The organism is Gordonia sp. HS-NH1, from assembly GCF_001418765.1.
Lineage (GTDB): Bacteria > Actinomycetota > Actinomycetes > Mycobacteriales > Mycobacteriaceae > Gordonia.
This window is the reverse complement of sequence record NZ_LIYC01000001.1, coordinates 111994-129826: the sequence shown is the minus strand read 5'-3', so window position 1 is coordinate 129826 and position 17833 is coordinate 111994. Positions and strand designations below refer to the sequence as shown.

Sequence of the window (17833 nt, the reverse complement as noted above, 5' to 3'; positions counted from 1 at the left end):
CAGGCCGTGGGAATGCGCGGCCGGGTGAGAGGGGAGTGCCGGTGAAGCTCGGTCTGCAACTGGGGTACTGGGGTGCCGATCCGATTCCGGGCGCGCCCGCGTTGATCGCGGCCGCGGAGGAGTGCGGGTTCGACGCGGTGTTCACCGCGGAGTCGTGGGGCTCCGACGCCTACACCCCGCTCGCGTGGTGGGGCGCGGCGACCTCGCGCGTCCGGCTGGGCACCGCGGTGGCCCAATTGTCGGCGCGTCCGCCGACCTCGCTCGCCATGCACGCGCTCACCCTCGACCACCTCTCCGGTGGCCGGCACATCATCGGACTCGGGGTGTCGGGTCCCCAGGTGGTGGAGGGCTGGTACGGCGAACCATTCGCAAAACCGCTGGCGCGCACGCGCGAATACGTGCGTGTCGTGCGGGATGTGCTGGCCCGGCAGGACAAGGTGACCAGCGCGGGTCCGCACTATCCGCTGCCGTACCCGGCCGACGCACCCGGGGCGACCGGACTCGGCAAACCGCTCAAACCGATCACCCACCCGCTGCGCGCCGACGTGCCGATCTGGCTCGGCGCCGAAGGGCCGAAGAACGTCGCGCAGACCGCGGAGATCGCCGACGGGTGGCTGGCCATCTTCTTCAGTCTCGGTCTCGCCGACCAGTACAACTCGTGGCTCGACGAGGGTTTCGCACGGCCGGGTGCTCGTCGCTCGCGGGAGGACTTCGAGGTGGCCGCAACCGTGCAGGTGGTGATCACCGACGACGTGGCCGCCGCCATCGACCGATACCGGCCGTCGACCGCGTTGTACGTCGGCGGAATGGGCGCGAAGGAGAAGAACTTCCACGCGGAGCTGTACAAGCGGATGGGCTACTCGGACGCAGTCGACGAGATCGTGAGCCTGTTCCTCGGCGGCAAGAAGGCCGAGGCGGTGGCCGCCGTGCCCGACGAGATGGTCCGCGAGACGATGCTGGTCGGCACGGCCGACGAGGTACGCGCCCAGATCAAGGAGTGGGAGGCGGCCGGCGTCACGATGCTGATGGTGACCGCTCGCGACGCCGAGACGATCCGCGAACTGGCGACGCTGGTCTGATCCCCCTCCCGGACGCGGGTGCCCGCCGAAATCCATCCTCGAGGCCTCGCCGGTCATAGAATTCTCCGCGTGCAGCACGATGACCACGGCCCTCGTTGCGAGGACGCCGACCACGAACGGGGCGCCCTCCCGGCGAGGCGTCCGGACAAGACGTCCGACCGCATGCCGTCGGGAATCCGACGCATCGGCGACTTCCGCTTCTTCTACGAGGGTGAGAAGTGGGAGTGGTCCGATGAGGTCGCCGCGCTGCACGGCTACGGACCAGGTGAGGTGGAGCCGACCACCGAACTCATGCGCCGCCACAAGCACCCCGAGGATCGTGCCCACTTCGACGCGATGCTGGCCGAGATGCTCACCGATCACGCACCGTTCTCGAGTCGCCACCGCATCGTCGACACGTCGGGGCGGGTCCGCCCGGTCGCGGTCATCGCCCACTCCATCACCGACGCAACCGGGGAGACGATCGGCACGGAGGGCTTCTATCTCGATCTGACCGACGCCGAACTGGCCGTGGTACAACGGCGCGTCGACGACCAGGTGCGGGCCTTCCGCGACAGCAGCGGGGTGATAGAGCAGGCGAAGGGCATGCTCATGCTGGTCTACGGAGTCAACGCCGACCGCGCATTCGATGTGCTCCGGTGGCGGTCTCAGCAGGAGAACGTCAAGATCCGGGACGTCGCCGCGGCCCTCATTGTCGAGATCCAGGCGAGCCTGCCCCTGGAGAATCACCACCGTCGGCGCCTCGACGAGATCGTGCTGCGCGCCCGTAGGTCGTCGGGGAGTTCATCGGACGTCGTCCACTGAGCACCGGCGCGCACCGGGCATGCTGCTCGACCGGACTGCCCGGTGGCTCTACTCCCCGGTGAACTCCGGCGTGCGCTTCTCGGCGAACGCGCGGGGTCCGACCTTGGCGTCTTTCGACTTGAAGACCGAGATGCCGATCTTCGCGTCGATCTCGAAGGCGTCGAGTTCGTGCAGGCCCTCGGTGTCGCGGATGGTCTTGAGGATGCCCTGCACCGCGAGAGGGCCGTTGGCCGCGATCTTCTCGGCGAGTTCGAGCGCCTTGTCCAGGGCGGTTCCGTCGTCGACGACGTGGCCGATGAGGCCGTACTCGAGCGCCTCGCGCGCGGTGATGTGGCGGCCGGTCAGCAGGATGTCGCAGGCCACGGTGTACGGGATCTGCCGGACGAGACGAACCGCGCTCCCGCCCATCGGGTAGAGGCCCCAACGAGCTTCGGAGACACCGAATTTGGCGCTCTCGCCGGCCACCCGGATGTCGGTGCCCTGCAGGATCTCGGTGCCGCCGGCGATCGCCGGCCCCTCCACCGCGGCGATGAGCGGCTTGGTGAGCCGGCGCCCCTTCAGCAGAGCCGGCAACGAGGCCGGATTCCAGGCGCCGGAATCTACCGTGTCGCCGGGGGCGTTCTTGTTCATGCTCTTGAGGTCGGCGCCCGCGCAGAAGTACCCGCCCGCGCCGGTGAGGATGGCCACGCGGATGTCGGGGTCGGCATCGACCTGATCCCACGCCTCGGTCATGATCCGCATCATCTCGGTCGAGAGCGCGTTACGCGCCTCCGGGCGGTTCATCGTCACGATCAGGATGTGCCCGCGCTTCTCGACGAGGCACTCGGGTGCCTTCTCGGTGACGGACTCGGCGGGGGTTGCTGTGGTCATCGCTGCACTCCGGTGTCGCTGGGCTCGGGTGGTGTCACCGTGCTCAGGTGATCGCGGCGGCCGTGTTTTGCCGCTTGCCCAGAACGATAACACGTTCTAATTTTGAAGCCATGGCCTACACGATCGCCGACCTCATCGAGCATGCCGTCGACCTGGTTCCCGAGCGCATCGCGCTCGAGTCCGGTGACCGCACGCGCTCCTACGCCGAACTGGAGGCGCGGTCGAACGCCCTCGCCCACAAACTGCGGGAACTGGGCGTGCAGCCGGGCGACCGCGTGGGCCTGTACAGCAGGAACACCATCGAGTCGGTCGAGGCGATGGTCGCCATCTTCAAGGCGCGCGCGGTGATGGTCAACGTCAACTACCGCTACGTCGAAGCCGAGCTCGAACACATCTTCACCGACTCGGGGATGAAGGTGCTGATCCACGAACGCAGCTTCGCCACACGCGTCTGCAACACGTTGCCGAAATCGCCCGATCTCGAATACCGCATCGTCATCGAGGACGGGTCCGCCGAAGAGCTGTGCTGTGCGGGCCACAGCGATGCGGTCCGCTTCGAGGAGGCGATCGCGGCGTCGTCGGCCGAACGCGACTTCGACGAACGCAGCGACGACGACCTGTACATGCTCTACACCGGGGGTACCACCGGGAAGCCGAAGGGCGTGGTGTGGCGGCAGGTGGACGTGTGGCGCGTCCTCGGTGGCGGAATCGACTGGTACACCAGCGAACCCGTGCCCGACGAATGGCATCTCGCCAAGACCGGCGCCGAGGGCGGGCAGCTCGTCCGCTATCCGATCCCGCCGTTCATCCACGGCGGGTCGCAGTGGGCGATCTTCCAGTCCCTGTTCGCCGGCGGAAAAGCGGTGGTGTACCCCGAGTTCAGCGGTTCCGCCGCGTGGGACATCGTCGAACGGCACAAGGTCAACGTCGTGTTCATCACCGGAGATGCGATGGGGCGACCCATGATCGAGGCCCTCGAGAACGGCGGCGAGCGCGATCTGTCGAGCGTGCTGTCGATCGCGTCGTCGGCCTGTCTCTTCTCGCCGAGTGTCAAAGAGCAGTTCCTCGACCGTTTCCCGAACTCGATCATCATCGACGCGATCGGGTCGTCGGAGACCGGTTTCGGCGGGATGGGCGTGGTCGCCAAGGGCACACCGCACACCGGGGGACCGCGGGTGAAGGCCGACAGCGAGACCCACGTCCTGCGGGAGGACGGCACACCGGTCGAGCCCGGCAGTGGTGAGGTCGGCGTCCTCGCCCGTTCCGGACATGTACCGCTGCGCTACCACAACGATCCGGAGAAGTCGGCCAAGACGTTCAGGGTCTTCGACGGGGTGCGGTACTCGCTGCCCGGCGACAACGCCGTCCTCGAGGCCGACGGGACGATCACCATGCTCGGCCGAGGCTCGGTGTCGATCAACACCGGTGGCGAGAAGGTGTTCCCCGAGGAGGTGGAGGGCGCGCTCAAGGCCCACCCGGACGTGTTCGACACCGTCGTGGTCGGTGTGGCCGATGATCGGTGGGGCCAGCGCGTCGCTGCGGTCATCGCCACCCGGGACGGCGCGCGACCGTCACTCGCGAGTCTCAACGACGTCGTCCGAAAAGAACTCGCGGGCTACAAATGTCCGCGCAGCGTGTGGTTCGTGGACGAGATCAAGCGTTCTCCCGCAGGCAAACCCGACTATCGATGGGGAGCGTCGGTCACCACCGGGCGTCCCGCCGACGAGGCGCAGTAGAGCGCCGGAAGCGAGCTGACATCATGCGTACTGAACTGGCCGAGAAGTTCGGCATCGAGTACCCGATCTTCGGATTTACCCCCAGCCAGGATGTGGCGGCGGCGATCAGTCGCGCCGGTGGGCTCGGGGTGCTGGGTTGTGTCCGCTTCAACGAGGCCGACGAGCTCGACGAGGTCCTGGAGTGGATGCACGAGAACACCGACGGCAAGCCGTTCGGCGTCGATGTGGTGATGCCCGCCAAGATCCCCACCGAGGGTTCCAAGGTCGACCTCGATTCGATGATCCCGCCGGAGCACCGCGCATTCGTCGAACGCACGCTGGACGATCTGGGTGTGCCGCCCCTTCCCGGTGGTGATCGGGTCGACGCCGGTGTGCTCGGCTGGCTGCACTCGGTCGCGCGATCCCACGTCGACATCTCGATGGAGCATCGTCGTAAGTACGGGCAGATCAAGCTGATCGCCAACGCCCTGGGATCCCCGCCGCCCGACGTCATCCAGACCGCGCACGACAACGGTGTGCTGGTGGCCGCACTGGCCGGCGCGAAAGACCATGCGCTGCACCACGTCGAGGCCGGCGTGGACATCGTCATCGCGCAGGGTTACGAAGGTGGCGGGCACACCGGCGAGGTCACCTCGATGATCCTGTGGCCCGAACTCGTCGACGCGGTCGGCGACACCGCACCGGTTCTCGCGGCCGGTGGCGTCGGTAGTGGCCGCCAGATCGCCGCGGCCATCGCGCTCGGCGCCCAGGGGGTGTGGATGGGGACGTACTGGCTGACGGCCGCGGAGTACAAGCTCGGCGTGCCCGAGGGCTCCGACAAGCCGTCCACCGTCCAACAGGCACTGCTCAAGGCGACATCGCGCGACACCGTGCGTCGGCGAATCTACTCGGGAAAGCCTGCGCGACTGTTGAAGACGGCCTGGACCGATGCGTGGGACGCCGACAACGCGCCCGAGCCCCTGCCGATGCCGCTGCAGAATCTCCTTGTCGCCGAGGCGCATGCGCGTATCTCGGCGGCCGACAACCCCGACGTCGTCGCGATGCCGGCCGGCCAGATCGTCGGGCGGTGCAACGCGATCACACCGGTCGCCGACCTCATCGCCGACCTCGTGAGCGAGTACGACGAGGCCGTCGGACGGATGAACAAGACGCTGGGCGGCTGAGGGGCTGAGCGCAACGTCATGTCAGCGGACATCGGCACGCAAGAATTTCGGATGATCCAGGCGCCACGTGATCGCCGCCGCGACAACCGCGACCACGGCCAAGGTCAGCAGCGAGTTCCGTTCGTCGAAGGCGTTGAACAGGAGGCCGCCGAATCCTGCGCCGGCCAGGAATCCCGCGTAGGTACTGAGGTGAGCGACCCATCCCCATCGTTTGACGCCGGCCACGTGTAACCCGGCGCCCTGGCCGATTTTCACCAAGGTGCCGGTCACATAAGACAAGGGCATGACGACCTCGCCCTTGCGGCTGATCGAGGTGTTGAGTGCGCCGAGACCGAAGGCCAGGCAGAGGACAGGGCCGGCGCCGAATTCGCGATTGCCGTTCTCCAGGCCGATGTCGATGAGCCATGCCGCGATCGTCGAACCCGCGGTCAGCATCGTCGCCCCGTGCCGGGCCTTGCGCCATATATACATCCGCGCCAAGGTGGCCACGAACACGCCGAGAACGAAGACGATCACGGTGACCAGAGCTGTGAAACCGAGACGATGCGCCCCCTTGATGTGCTCGAGCACCAGCCGTTCGCTGTTGCCCGTCATGAAGGTCACGTACCAGCCGGAGGAGTACAGCCACGCCGCGGCGCCGGTGGCGCCCGCCAACGCGGCGAGGACGGCTGCGAGAACCATCTCCCGCCCGTCGTAGAACGGGCCCAGCAGCTGTTTTCGGGTTGATTCGCCGCTCGAGTCGGCAGTGGATGCGGCGCGTTCGACAACGGTCATCGGTTGGGCTCCAGTCCTGCTGGTAGGGCTGTGGTCGCGATAGGCCTTCGAACGGGAATGTGTAACTCGGCAGCACCGGCGGTAGGTCCCGTCGGCGAAGCCCGAATTGGGCAGTTCCCAACTCCCAGAGCACCCTAAGTCGGCCGTCAGCGCCACGTGAGTCCAACCACATGCCGGTCCCACCGGGCAATACGTCACCAATCGAGGTGACGGCGGAACCAACGCATCGGAACGACCGTTGACCGCGAACGATGGTGCCCGGTGCGACGGTCGAACTATGGCGAGGTGTACTCGCCCCACAGGTCGTCGACGACGTCGGCGACGTCGGGCGGGAGACAGCTAGCGTCCGGACACGGGCCCGGGGGCATGGGGGTCGGTGCGATCAGCGCACGCGGGTCGACCGGGTTGACGTAACTGAACGGTGGCCGGGACTCGCTGTCGGCGACCGACCCCGCGGGCAGCCCGAACATCTTGCACCCGACCACCGCCGCGGACCTGTTCGTGACGGTCACGGTGACGGAGTTCCCCGACGCCGCCGACGGCGTGATCGTCACATCGCCGGGTGCGTCAGGACCTCTTGTCAGAGGTTCGTCAGCAGGAACGCGGCGAAACCCGCTACGAACACGATGATGCCGACCACAACCCCGGTCCCCGTCTGTCTCGCCGGGCCAGGGAAGAGCATGCACAGAGCACCTCCGAGCAGGGCGAGCAGCGCGAGCATCACACCGAGACCCCAGAGGAGTGCGTACGCAACGAACGACAGGGCCACCGCAGCAATCGCGACAAACGGTGTGCGACGACCGAAATAGCGTGGATCCACGGTCAGATCTGCCTTCGTCTCCCCCCGGAGAGTGTGCGTAGAAGCTAGCACGGTCAGCGCCTTCCGGAACTGTGCGCTATCAACGTAGTGCGTGACGATCGAGAATGGGGAACAGCATCCACAAGTACGCCGGAATCCGTATGACGCTGAACCCGGAAACCGGGCACAACGTCATACGGATCGTGGGAGGGAGTTTACGTCGCGGCGCGGTAGACCCGATCTTCCCGCCGCCACGTGGGCGGGGTCGTGTCGGAGGCCAGCAGGCGCTTGACGGTCTTGAAGGTCGCCGTCTCCGGGAGTTCGGCGACGATCCGCACCCGGTGCGGCCACTGTTTCGGCCCGAGATCGTCCTGGGCGGAGAGGAACTCGGAGAGATCGTCGGCGGTGAGTCCGTCGGCGACGAGGACCGCCTCGATCTCGTCGCCGATCTCCACAGGCACGCCGTGCACGGCGGCCTGCCGGATGTCCGGATGCCGCAGCAGGATTCGCTCGATGGGTCCGGTGCCGATGTTCTCACCGTCGACGCGCAACCAGTCGCCGAGGCGCCCGGCGAAGTGCAGATAACCCTCGTCGTCGACCCAGGCGAGGTCGCCGGTGTGATAGATCCCGCCGCGCAGGCGTTCGGCGGTGGCGCCGGGGTCGTTGTGGTAGCCGGCGAAGAGTCCGGGCCCCGAGAGGTTCACGATCTCACCGACCACCCCGGCCGGAACGGGCTCACCGGTCTCGACGTCGACGACCGCCGTAGGTGCACGCAGCGGGCCCAGGGCATCGTCGGGTGTGTCGGGGGTCCGGGTGATGGCCACCCCGCCCTCGGTGGACCCGAAACCGTCGACGACGCGGCAGCCGAAGCGCTCGGCGAACCGGCGCCGGTCACGGGCCGACGCCTCGTTGCCGTACATGACCCGCAGTGAACTGGTGGCGTCGTCGGGGTGGGGCTCGGTCGCGAGGATGTAGTTCAGCGGTTTGCCGACGTAGTTGGCATACGTCACGCCGTACCGGTGGACGTCCTCGACGAACCCGCGCGCGGAGAAGCTGCGCCGCAACGCGATCGAGGCGCCGCCGGACACGGCGACGCACCACCCGGCGATCATCGCGTTGGAGTGGAACATCGGCATCGAGAGGTAGGCGACGTCATCCGGGCCGAGACCGAAACGTTCGGCGAGCATCGGGCCGCTGGTGGCGAAGGTCCGGTGCGTACATCGCACCGCCTTGGGATCGCCGGTGGTCCCCGAGGTGAAGATCAACATCATGAGGTCGTCCGGTGCCGGTTCGGCGAGGGGCGCCGGGTCGCTCGCGGTCACCGCGGCCGTCCATTCGGGTGAATCGACGTCGACGACGCGAGCTTCGCCGAGCTCGAGGCCGTCGAGCAGATGCCGGGTGTCCCCGTCGCACAGCACGATCTGGCAGTCGGCGCGGGCGATGTCGGCGGCTAGGGCGTTGCCGCGGCGTGTGGTGTTGAGACCGACCAGCACGAATCCGTGGCGTGCCGCCGCGGCGAACAGCGCGCTGAACTCCGGGGTGTTGGCGAGCAGGACGCCCACGTGGCGTGGGCGATCATCCGACAACCGGCTGCGCAACACCCCGGCTCGCCGTGCCGCGCCGACGAGATGGTCTGCCCACGAACAGAACCCGCTCTCGAACCAGACCCCGCGATCCTCGACCGCGGCCAGTGGCGCGAGTAGGTCGGCGACCGTGCGGGCCCGCACCGCGACCGGCTGGTTCACGCCGGCGCGGCGGCCAGTTCGGCTCCGATGACCCGCACCGACGCGGTGGCCGAGCCGAACGCGAACTCGTTGTGCTTGGCGCGCAGGAAGTATCGGTGCACCGGGTGGCTGGTGTCGAGGCCGACGCCACCGTGTACGTGCACGGCCGTGTGCGCCACCCGGTGACCGGCCTCGGCGGCCCAGAACTTGGCCGTCGCGACCGCGTTCTGCAGCTCCGGCGTGTGGCCGGTCGAGTGGTCGAGCAGCCAGGCCGCCTGTGTCGTCGTGAGTGCCAGTCCCTGCGTATCGATGTACCCGTCGGCGAGCCGCTGGGCCACCGCCTGGAACGACCCGATGGCGCGACCGAATTGCTCACGCTCGCGGGCATACTCGGCGGTGAGTTCGAGTCCGCGTTCCACGATGCCGGTCTGCTCGGCGCAGCACGCCAGGGTCGCGCGGGCCACGAGTGTCGCGGCCGTGTCGGCGCCGCCGCCGAGGACGGCGTCACCGGACACCGGCGTGCTGTCGAACTCGACCTGAGCCGAGGGGATCAGCCCGGTGGACGGGGTGGGGGTGACGACGACCCCAGGGGCGTCGGCGGCCACGACCACCGCCACGACGCCGTCGGGTCCGGATGCGGTGACCACGAACATGTCCGCGGCCTCGGCATAGGGAACGTCGACCTTGACCCCGGTGAGTGTTCCCTCCGTCGACAACGTGGCGGTGGGGGAGCGCAGGTCGGTGGCCAGGTCTTCCTCCACGGCTACCGTGAGCACCGCGTCACCGGTGGCTCCGGCGGCGAGGACCCGGTCGCGGAGCTGCGCCGAACCCTGGGCGGAGATCACCGGCAGGGCGGCGATCGCGTGGGGACCGAACGGCACGCGGGCCAGTGCCCGGCCGAGTTCGGTGGCCACGAGCGCGTTCTCGACGACGCCGAGATCGCCACCGGCATCACCGACGGCTTCCGAGGACAGCTCGAGGCCGAGGAGTCCGGCACCGCCGAGTTCGCGCCACAGGTCCGCGTCGAGCGCGGCACGCGTGGCCTCCAGGTCGGCGACCCGTTCGGGGGTGCTGATCGACGTCGCGATGTCGCGCGCGAGGCCGCGGACGTCGGCGCCGGATTCGGGAAGCGAGAAATCCATGGTGTGTCTCCATGTTCGGGGTGCGGGGTGGTTTCGATACGCCGCGTGCTCGCTGCGCTCGCTCGTGGCTACTCAACCAGCGGGGCGGGCTCTGTCAGCGACGCTGGTGCGGCAGGCCGAGAGCGAGCATGGCGATGATGTCGCGCTGGATCTCGTTGGTGCCGCCTCCGAAAGTGAGGATGAGTGAGGTGCGCTGGAACCGTTCCAGGCGTCCGTTGAGGTGGGCGCCCGTGCTGCCGGTACGCAGCGTCGCGGCGGGTCCGACGATTTCCATCAGCAGTCGATAGGCCTCGGTGGCGAACTCGGTGCCGTAGACCTTCGTCGCCGAGGCATCGGCCGGACTCGGCGATCCGCCGGAGCTGGCGACCGAGGCGATCTTCCAGTTGATCAGCTTGAGGAACTCGACCTTGGCATGCACCCGGGCCAGGTTCTGCTGCACCCAGGGGGCGTCGATGACCCGATGACCGTCGCCAGTCTTGGTCTGCTGTGCCCACGCGACCGTCTCGCGCAGCGCGGTCTGGATCGGTGCCGCGCTGCACAGCGCGACCCGCTCGTGATTGAGCTGGTTGGTGACCAGCGGCCACCCGCCACCCTCTTCGCCGACGATCGACGACGTGGGCACCCGGACGTCCTGGTAGTAGGTCGCGCTGGTGTCGACCCCCGACATGGTGTGGACCGGCGTGTAACTGAAGCCCTCGGCGGTGGTGGGCACGATGAGCATGGAGATGCCCTTGTGCTTCTTGCCGCCGGGTTCCAGCGTCGACGGATCGGTGCGGCAGGCGAGCCAGATGTAGTCGGCGTAGGCGACCAGGCTCGTCCACATCTTCTGACCGTTGATGACGTAGTCGTCGCCATCGCGCACCGCGGTGGTCCGGAGGGCCGCGAGATCGGTGCCGGCGCCCGGTTCGGAGTACCCGATCGAGAAGTGCAGCTTGCCGGCCGCGATCCGCGGCAGGAAGTACGCCTTCTGTTCGGCGGAGCCGTAGTTCATGATCGTCGGCGCCACCGAGTTGATGGTGAGGAACGGAACGGGCGCACCCGCGATCGCTGCCTCGTCGGTGAAGATCAGCTGGTCCATCATCGACCGGTTCTGACCGCCGAAGTCGGTGGGCCAGCCCAGGGCGAGCCAGCCGTCGGCACCCATCTGGGCGACGACGTCGCGGTAGGCGTCGCCCTCGCCGAGTTCGCCGTCGCCGCCGGACAGGGCGGCACGACGATCCTCGGTCATGAGGCCGGAGAAGTAGTCGCGGAGTTCCCTACGGAGCTCGGCTTGTTGGTCGGTATAGGCGATGCGCATCGACACTCCAAGGGGTGGATCGGCTAGCGTCCGGTCCCGGCTTATGGTCAAGTTGACAGTCGAAGTACTCGTGCACTTCTGAAACACGTTCTAACCTGTTCTCACAGCCCAGTCAACAGGCGACCCATCGACGAGGAGACGGTTCCGATGCGTATCAAGGCAGATTTCGACCTGTGTGAGTCCAACGCCATCTGTGTCGGGATGGCGCCGGACTTCTTCGACCTGGATGACAACGACTACCTGGTCATTCTCCAAGAGGACATCCCCGCCGACCGCGTCGAGGAACTGCGTCAGGTCGCCGCCAACTGTCCGAAGTCGGCGCTGGCCGTCGTGGAGGACTGATCCGGGCGAAAATGCGGTTCGGTTCCATCCGTTCGTGAATCATGCTAGAACAGGTTCTAGTTTTAGCTCAGGAGGATGTCGGGTGGGTTACTCGTTGGACGGTCGCGTCGCGGTCGTCACCGGTGCAGGTGCAGGACTCGGTCGCGCGGAGGCCATCGGATTGGCCGCCGAGGGGGCCGCGGTGGTCGTGAACGACCTCCCCGCGGCGCTCGAGCAGAGCGACGTGATCGACACGATCACCGCCGCGGGTGGCCGCGCGGTCGCGGTGCCCGGCGACATCGGCGAATCGGCCACGGCCACCGCGATCCTCGCGACGGCGACCGAACAACTCGGCTCGCTCGACATCGTCCTCAACAACGCGGGCGTCGTGCGCGACAAGATGCTGTTCAACATGACCGACGACGAGTGGGACCTGGTGATCCGCGTCCATCTGCGCGGTCACTTCCTGCTCACCCGAAACGCCGCGTCGCACTGGCGCGCGGAGTCGAAGAAGGCGGGCGGTCCGATCTACGGCCGGATCATCAACACCGCGTCGGAGGCCGGCCTGCTCGGTCCCGAGGGGCAGGCCAACTACGGTGCGGCGAAGGCGGGTATCACCGCGCTCACGCTGTCGGCGTCGCGTGCCCTCAAGCGATACGGCGTGCGCGCCAACGCGATCTGCCCGCGGGCACGGACGGCGATGACCGCCTCGGTGTTCGGCGACGCCCCCACCGAGGGCGTGGATCCCCTCGACCCCGAGCACGTCGTGCGACTGGTGTCCTACCTCGCCGGCCCCGACTCCGACGCGGTCACCGGCCAGGTGTTCGTCGTCTACGGCCCCAAGGTCACCCTGATGGCCGCGCCAACGGTCGACGAGGTCTTCGTCGCCGAGGGCGACGCGTGGTCCGCGGAGGACCTCGCGAAGACCCTGACGGGTCACTTCGCCGACCGCGATCCGGGACGCACATTCTCGGCAAGCGCTCTGGTCAACTGACCAATTCGGGTCAATTGTGCGTGATAGGTTTCGCGATGGTGCGAGGGTGAAGGGGGGCCGGAGGTGCTGAGCAAACTGGCCACACCCTTGAGCGGAATCGGGGATTTCGTCGCGCTCGGGGTCGAGTCGGCGCGCGAGTTGTTCCACCGACCGTTCCAGTGGCGGGAGACCGTCGAACAGTCCTGGGCGATCGCCCGCGTGTCGATGGTGCCCACGCTCCTCGTCGCCATCCCGTTCACGGTTCTCGTCAGCTTCACGCTGAACATCCTGTTGCGCGAGATCGGCGCTCAGGACCTCTCGGGTGCGGGTGCCGCGCTCGGCACGATCACCCAGATCGGTCCGATCGTCACCGTCCTTATCGTCGCCGGAGCGGGCGCGACCGCGATCTGCGCCGACCTCGGCGCCCGGACCATCCGCGAAGAGATCGACGCCATGAAGGTGCTCGGCATCAACCCGATCCACCGTCTGGTCGTGCCCCGCATCGTGGCCTCCACCGGGGTGGCGCTCCTGCTCAACAGTCTGGTCTGCACGATCGGCATCGGCGGCGGCTTCATCTTCTCCGTCTACCTCCAGGACGTGAATCCCGGTGCCTTCGTGGCCAATCTGACCCTGCTCACCGGCTTCGGCGAGTTGATGATCTCGATGGTCAAGGCCGCGCTGTTCGGCTTGTTCGCCGGGATGGTCGGCTGTTATCAGGGGCTCAACGTCAAGGGTGGCGCGAAGGGCGTCGGCGATGCCGTGAACGAGACCGTCGTGTACTCGTTCATGGCGCTGTTCGTCGTCAACGTCGTCGTCACCGCGGTCGGTCTCAAGGCAACGGCGGGCTGAGCGATGGTACTTCCGTTCACCACCCGGTTCCGGACCGCGCGCGTCGCGGTCAAGAGGGCCGGCGAGGACTGGGATCAGATCGGCGACCAGGCGCTGTTCTACTGGGACAGCGTCGTGTCGATACCCCGCGCGATCCAGCACTACAAGAAGGAGACGCTGCGGCTCATCGCCGAGATCTCCATGGGCACCGGCGCGCTGGCGATGATCGGCGGCACCGTCGTGGTCGTCGGCTTCCTGACGCTGTTCACCGGCGGCACGATCGCGGTCCAGGGCTACAGCTCGCTGGCGAACATCGGCGTCGAGGCACTCACCGGCTTCTTCTCGGCGTTCATCAACGTGCGCATCGCCGTCCCGGTGATCTCCGGCATCGCGCTCGCCGCGACCATCGGTGCCGGTGCGACCGCACAGCTCGGCGCCATGCGGGTCTCGGAAGAGATCGACGCACTCGAGACGATGGCGATCTCCTCCATTCCCTACCTGGTGTCCACGCGCATCATCGCCGGCCTGATCGCGATCATCCCTCTCTACGCGCTGGCATCGCTGGCATCGTTCCTCGCGAGCCGGTCGGCGACGGTCTTCCTGTACGGGCAGTCGCCCGGCGTCTACGACCACTACTTCGACACGTTCCTCATACCGTCGGACATCCTCTGGTCGTTCGTGCAGGCGATCTGCATGGCGGTCGCGGTCATGCTGATCCACACCTACTACGGCTACAACGCCTCGGGCGGGCCGGTCGGCGTCGGCGTCGCCGTCGGGAACGCGGTCCGCGCATCGCTCGTTGTTGTGGTCGTGATCACACTCTTGACCTCCCTCGCCATCTATGGCGCCGATGGCAAGTTCAACCTGGCGGGCTGAGTCATGAGCAGGAGACAAGAGCGTTCACGGGTCACCCGCCGAGCGGCGGCAGTCGCCATGGTCGCGGTGCTGCTGGCCCTGATCATCGGGGCGAGCGCGTCGTTCCTCGGTGCCTTCAAGGGCACCCAGCAGGTGACCCTCGTCGCGCCCCGAGCCGGGCTGGTGATGAACCCCGACGCCAAGGTGAAACTGCGTGGCGTCGAGGTGGGTCGGGTCGCCGAGATCTCCGAGCGCGGCGGCGACGCGATCCTGACCCTCGACATCGCCGACGGCGACATGGCGAAGATCCCCGCGAACGTGGCGGCCGACATCAAGTCGAACACGATCTTCGGCGCCAAGGCGGTCAACTTCGTGGTCCCCGGAGAACCGGAGGGCACGCTGACCGCGGGAGCCGAGATCCCCGCCGACCGGGTGGTCGTCGAACTGAACACCGTCTACCAGCAGCTCGTCTCGGTGCTCGCCCAACTCCAGCCGGAGAAGCTCAACGCAACCCTCGGCGCGATCAACACGGCTCTGCAGGGGCAGGGCGACGAGATCGGCGACGCCCTCGAGCAACTCACCGCGCTGCTCGGCAAGACCAACCCGCATCTGCCCGCGCTCAACCGCCTGTTCCGGGAAGGCGCGACCGTCACCAACGTGTACGCGGACTCGATGCCCGACCTGCTGCGGACCGTCGACAACTTCACCGTCGTCGGGAACACGTTGGTGGACAACACGTCCAACCTCGACGCGCTGCTCATCAACGCCACCGGGATGGCGAACACCATCGACGGGGTCATCGCGCCGTCGAAGAAGACACTCATCGGTGCGCTGTCGGACCTCGACCCCATCGCCGCGCTGCTGGGTTACAACGCCCCGGGGATCAAGTGCTTCCTCACCGCCAGCGCGATCGCCTCCGAGGTGGCGGCGCCGTTCCTCGGTGAGCGCAACGGCATGCTGATGCTCGACGCCGGTCTGCTGCCGGGCAAGGATCCCTACGCCTACCCCTACGACCTGCCGCGGGTCGGGGTCGAAGGGCCGCCGACGTGCCAGGGCGGGCTCAGCGATCCCTCCTCCGCGGTGCCGGCACCGTTCTACGTCGGCGACAACGCGCCGCAGCCCTATCAGCCCAGGACCAAGCCGAAGGCGAACTCGCAGAAGCTGTTCCAGATCCTGTTCGGAGAACCGCCCCGTGGATAACCGCGCTCGCGCGTTCCGCGCGACCCTGATCAAACTGGGTGCCTTCACCGTGGTGATGGTCCTGGTGTTCGTCGCGCTGGTCGTCGTCTTCAGCCGCTATCGTTCCGGCGCGTCGAACGAGTACAGTGCCGTCTTCACCAGCGCGTCGGCGATGAAGTCGGGCAGCAAGGTCAAGATCGCCGGCGTCGAGGTCGGATCGGTCGGTGACGTCGAACTGAACCGCGACAACGATGCCGTGATCACGTTCAGCGTCGACCAGAAGTATCCGCTCCCGGAGTCGGCCCGCGCGCTGATCCGGTACGAGAACCTCACCGGCGACCGGTATCTCGAGTTGCAGCAGGGGACGGGCAACACATCGACCTTCCTCGCCGACGGTGCGCAGATCCCGGTCGGCCAGACCGAGCCCGCGCTCGACCTCGACAAGCTCGTCGGCGGCTTCAAACCGCTGTTCCGGACCCTGGACGCCGACGACGCCAACGCGCTCACCAGTTCGCTGATCGCGGTCTTCCAGGGGCAGGGCGGTGCGTTGAACACCTTGCTGGGCAACACCGCGTCGTTCACCGACTCGCTGGCCGACCGCGACCAGTTGATCGGCGACGTGATCAACAACCTCAACACGACCCTCGCCACGCTCGACGGCGACCGGGAAGGCCTGGACACCAGCGTCGATCTCCTGCAGCAACTGGTCACCGGGCTCGCCGAACAGAAGGCCACGGTCGGCAACGCGCTGACGCAGACCTCGCGCGTCACCAACGGTCTCGCCGATCTGCTGGCCACCACCCGGCCGACCCTGCAGTCGATGGTGACCAACACAGGACGGGTCTCGGAGGAGTTGCTGGCCGCGGAACCCTTCATCCGCAACCTGATCTCGCGACTTCCCGAGGACTACAAGACGCTGTCGAACCTGGGCTCCTACGGTGCGTGGCTGCAGATCTACTTCTGTCGCATCCGCCTGTTGCTCCCGGCACCCGGGGGGCAGACGATCCTGTACACCTCGAACAACGTGATGGGCAACACCACGACGGCCGGCGGAAGGTGTGACGGCTCATGAGTCTTCCGTTCGGAGGTATGTTCTCGAGCCGCAGATCCGAATCCGACGAGGCCGACGTCGCCCGCGAGGTGAAGCGCGGGCAGCGAAGCCGCGCGCAGGTCGGCGTCATCGGCATCGTCGTGATCGGTCTGGTGGTGATCACCGCGATGCAGATGGACAAGCTGCCCTACATCTCGCCGATCAGCACCTACACCGCCTATTTCGACGACGCGGGCGGACTCACCAAGGGCGACATCGTCACCGTCTCCGGTGTCCAGGTCGGCACGGTCGAGTCGATCGCACTGGCCGGCACCGACGCCGGGACCAAGGTCGAGGTCGGATTCCGCATGGACGACACCGTCCAGATGGGGGCGGACTCCCAGGCCGCGATCCGGACCGAGACCGTGCTCGGCCGACGCAATCTCACCGTCATCCCGCACGGCGGGGACCGGATCAAGCCCGGTGGCTCGATCCCGGTCGGCAACACGATCTCGCCGTATTCGCTGCAAGACGCGCTCGAGGGCGCGACGGACACCGTGGCCGAGACCGACACCGAGCAGCTCAACGAAGCGCTGAACACGCTGACCATCACCTTCTCCGAGACCCCGGATCAGGTGCAGGGAGCGGTCAACGGTGTGGCGCGACTGTCGAAGGCGGTCGCCGACCGCGACAACGAGTTACGGGCGCTGCTGGCCAAGGCCAACCAGGTCAGCAAGATCGTCGGCGACCGCAACGAGCAGATCAACCGCCTGCTCGTCGACGCCAACGCCCTCGTCGGCGAGATCGAGATGCGGCGCTACGCGCTCAACCAGTTGATCAAGGGAATCGGCGACGTCACCGCTCAACTGCGGGGTTTCATCGCCGAGAACAATGCGCAGCTGACGCCGGTCCTGCAGAAGTTCGACCGCGTCGCGACGATCCTCACCGATCAGGAGAAGGAACTGAAGGAGACGATCGACCGGCTGGGACCGTTCGCCAACACGCTCGGCGAGGCGGTGGCGTCGGGTCCGAACTTCGACTCGCTGGTCGGACTCAACACCTTCGGCGACTACACCGCGGTCTTCCTCAACGCATTGCGCGGCCGGTACCCGCAGCTGTGGCAATCGTTCATGTACACCGCCTTCCCCCTCCTGCCTGATGCCTGGCAGCAGGGACCGCCGGTGGGCAGCGATCCGCCGCGCGGACCCCTGCCGAGGCCGACCTATCCCACGCCCGCGCCGACCACGAGGGGGAGGTGA

Annotated in this window: 18 protein-coding genes; 11 read left to right on the top strand and 7 right to left on the bottom strand. The window is 67.4% G+C overall.

Annotated features, from left to right (window positions below; translation table 11 throughout):
- Positions 1-41: 41 nt before the first annotated feature.
- Both AMD30_RS00505 and AMD30_RS00500 read left to right on the top strand, forming a co-directional pair.
- Positions 42-1079 (top strand): LLM class F420-dependent oxidoreductase, encoded by a 1038-nt coding sequence (locus tag AMD30_RS00505; protein ID WP_010840648.1) that lies wholly within the window; start codon positions 42-44, stop codon positions 1077-1079.
- Between the two features lie 69 nt (positions 1080-1148).
- Entirely contained in the window at positions 1149-1883 is a 735-nt protein-coding gene (locus AMD30_RS00500; protein ID WP_084817170.1) for a PAS and ANTAR domain-containing protein, read from the top strand.
- Between the two features lie 48 nt (positions 1884-1931).
- Here AMD30_RS00500 and AMD30_RS00495 read toward each other — a convergent pair whose 3' ends face one another.
- Positions 1932-2753 carry a crotonase/enoyl-CoA hydratase family protein gene (locus AMD30_RS00495; RefSeq protein ID WP_010840646.1) on the bottom strand — a complete coding sequence of 274 codons (822 nt, stop codon included), beginning with the start codon at positions 2751-2753 and terminating at the stop codon, positions 1932-1934.
- A 110-nt stretch (positions 2754-2863) separates the two neighbouring features.
- Here AMD30_RS00495 and AMD30_RS00490 point away from each other — a divergent pair, with 110 nt between their 5' ends.
- Together AMD30_RS00490 and AMD30_RS00485 are read left to right on the top strand one after the other, a co-directional pair.
- Complete coding sequence (locus tag AMD30_RS00490; RefSeq protein WP_055474384.1) at positions 2864-4489, top strand: acyl-CoA synthetase; 1626 nt, start codon at positions 2864-2866, stop codon at positions 4487-4489.
- Between the two features lie 23 nt (positions 4490-4512).
- Entirely contained in the window at positions 4513-5652 is a 1140-nt protein-coding gene (locus tag AMD30_RS00485) for an NAD(P)H-dependent flavin oxidoreductase (protein WP_055474383.1), read from the top strand.
- Positions 5653-5673: 21 nt separating this feature from the next.
- On the opposite strand, the gene AMD30_RS00480 is transcribed toward AMD30_RS00485, so the two are convergent.
- The 6 genes from AMD30_RS00480 to AMD30_RS00455 form a co-directional block, all read right to left on the bottom strand.
- A complete protein-coding gene (locus AMD30_RS00480; RefSeq protein WP_010840643.1) occupies positions 5674-6426 on the bottom strand; it encodes a YoaK family protein in 753 nt (250 codons plus the stop codon).
- 275 nt (positions 6427-6701) lie between these two features.
- Entirely contained in the window at positions 6702-6938 is a 237-nt protein-coding gene (locus AMD30_RS00475; RefSeq protein WP_231632607.1) for a hypothetical protein, read from the bottom strand.
- Positions 6939-7006: 68 nt separating this feature from the next.
- Positions 7007-7246 carry a hypothetical protein gene (locus AMD30_RS00470; RefSeq protein ID WP_055474381.1) on the bottom strand — a complete coding sequence of 80 codons (240 nt, stop codon included), beginning with the start codon at positions 7244-7246 and terminating at the stop codon, positions 7007-7009.
- 194 nt (positions 7247-7440) lie between these two features.
- Positions 7441-8970, bottom strand: coding sequence for a long-chain-fatty-acid--CoA ligase (locus AMD30_RS00465; RefSeq protein ID WP_055474380.1), 1530 nt, complete (start codon positions 8968-8970; stop codon positions 7441-7443).
- Positions 8967-10091, bottom strand: coding sequence for an acyl-CoA dehydrogenase family protein (locus tag AMD30_RS00460; protein ID WP_055474379.1), 1125 nt, complete (start codon positions 10089-10091; stop codon positions 8967-8969). Before AMD30_RS00460 ends, AMD30_RS00465 begins: the two co-directional genes overlap by 4 nt.
- Before the next feature lie 94 nt (positions 10092-10185).
- Entirely contained in the window at positions 10186-11388 is a 1203-nt protein-coding gene (locus AMD30_RS00455; RefSeq protein WP_055474534.1) for an acyl-CoA dehydrogenase family protein, read from the bottom strand.
- Between the two features lie 147 nt (positions 11389-11535).
- Here AMD30_RS00455 and AMD30_RS00450 point away from each other — a divergent pair, with 147 nt between their 5' ends.
- From AMD30_RS00450 to AMD30_RS00420, 7 genes are all read left to right on the top strand, one after another.
- The gene (locus AMD30_RS00450) at positions 11536-11730 is read left to right on the top strand and encodes a ferredoxin (protein WP_010840635.1); all 195 of its coding nucleotides are present in this window, start codon (positions 11536-11538) and stop codon (positions 11728-11730) included.
- A gap of 82 nt (positions 11731-11812) precedes the next feature.
- Positions 11813-12703: a 3-oxoacyl-ACP reductase gene (locus AMD30_RS00445; protein WP_055474378.1), complete on the top strand. Its 891-nt coding sequence runs from the start codon at positions 11813-11815 to the stop codon at positions 12701-12703.
- Between the two features lie 63 nt (positions 12704-12766).
- Entirely contained in the window at positions 12767-13531 is a 765-nt protein-coding gene (locus AMD30_RS00440; protein ID WP_010840633.1) for an MlaE family ABC transporter permease, read from the top strand.
- 3 nt (positions 13532-13534) lie between these two features.
- Positions 13535-14386 carry an MlaE family ABC transporter permease gene (locus tag AMD30_RS00435; protein ID WP_010840632.1) on the top strand — a complete coding sequence of 284 codons (852 nt, stop codon included), beginning with the start codon at positions 13535-13537 and terminating at the stop codon, positions 14384-14386.
- Between the two features lie 57 nt (positions 14387-14443).
- Positions 14444-15565 (top strand): MCE family protein, encoded by a 1122-nt coding sequence (locus AMD30_RS00430; protein WP_044507199.1) that lies wholly within the window; start codon positions 14444-14446, stop codon positions 15563-15565.
- Positions 15558-16616: an MCE family protein gene (locus tag AMD30_RS00425; RefSeq protein WP_014928754.1), complete on the top strand. Its 1059-nt coding sequence runs from the start codon at positions 15558-15560 to the stop codon at positions 16614-16616. Before AMD30_RS00430 ends, AMD30_RS00425 begins: the two co-directional genes overlap by 8 nt.
- A complete protein-coding gene (locus AMD30_RS00420; protein WP_055474377.1) occupies positions 16613-17833 on the top strand; it encodes an MCE family protein in 1221 nt (406 codons plus the stop codon). The genes AMD30_RS00425 and AMD30_RS00420 overlap by 4 nt, the downstream gene beginning before the upstream one ends.

Excerpts from the sequence above, each read along its gene's own strand:
- AMD30_RS00495 (WP_010840646.1), bottom strand. The coding sequence starts at position 2,753 with ATGACCACAGCAACCCCCGCCGAGTCCGTCACCGAGAAGGCACCCGAG.
- AMD30_RS00490 (WP_055474384.1), top strand. The coding sequence starts at position 2,864 with ATGGCCTACACGATCGCCGACCTCATCGAGCATGCCGTCGACCTGGTT.
- AMD30_RS00485 (WP_055474383.1), top strand. The coding sequence starts at position 4,513 with ATGCGTACTGAACTGGCCGAGAAGTTCGGCATCGAGTACCCGATCTTC.
- AMD30_RS00480 (WP_010840643.1), bottom strand. The coding sequence starts at position 6,426 with ATGACCGTTGTCGAACGCGCCGCATCCACTGCCGACTCGAGCGGCGAA.
- AMD30_RS00460 (WP_055474379.1), bottom strand. The coding sequence starts at position 10,091 with ATGGATTTCTCGCTTCCCGAATCCGGCGCCGACGTCCGCGGCCTCGCG.
- AMD30_RS00455 (WP_055474534.1), bottom strand. The coding sequence starts at position 11,388 with ATGCGCATCGCCTATACCGACCAACAAGCCGAGCTCCGTAGGGAACTC.
- AMD30_RS00450 (WP_010840635.1), top strand. The coding sequence starts at position 11,536 with ATGCGTATCAAGGCAGATTTCGACCTGTGTGAGTCCAACGCCATCTGT.
- AMD30_RS00435 (WP_010840632.1), top strand. The coding sequence starts at position 13,535 with ATGGTACTTCCGTTCACCACCCGGTTCCGGACCGCGCGCGTCGCGGTC.
- AMD30_RS00430 (WP_044507199.1), top strand. The coding sequence starts at position 14,444 with ATGGTCGCGGTGCTGCTGGCCCTGATCATCGGGGCGAGCGCGTCGTTC.
- AMD30_RS00420 (WP_055474377.1), top strand. The coding sequence starts at position 16,613 with ATGAGTCTTCCGTTCGGAGGTATGTTCTCGAGCCGCAGATCCGAATCC.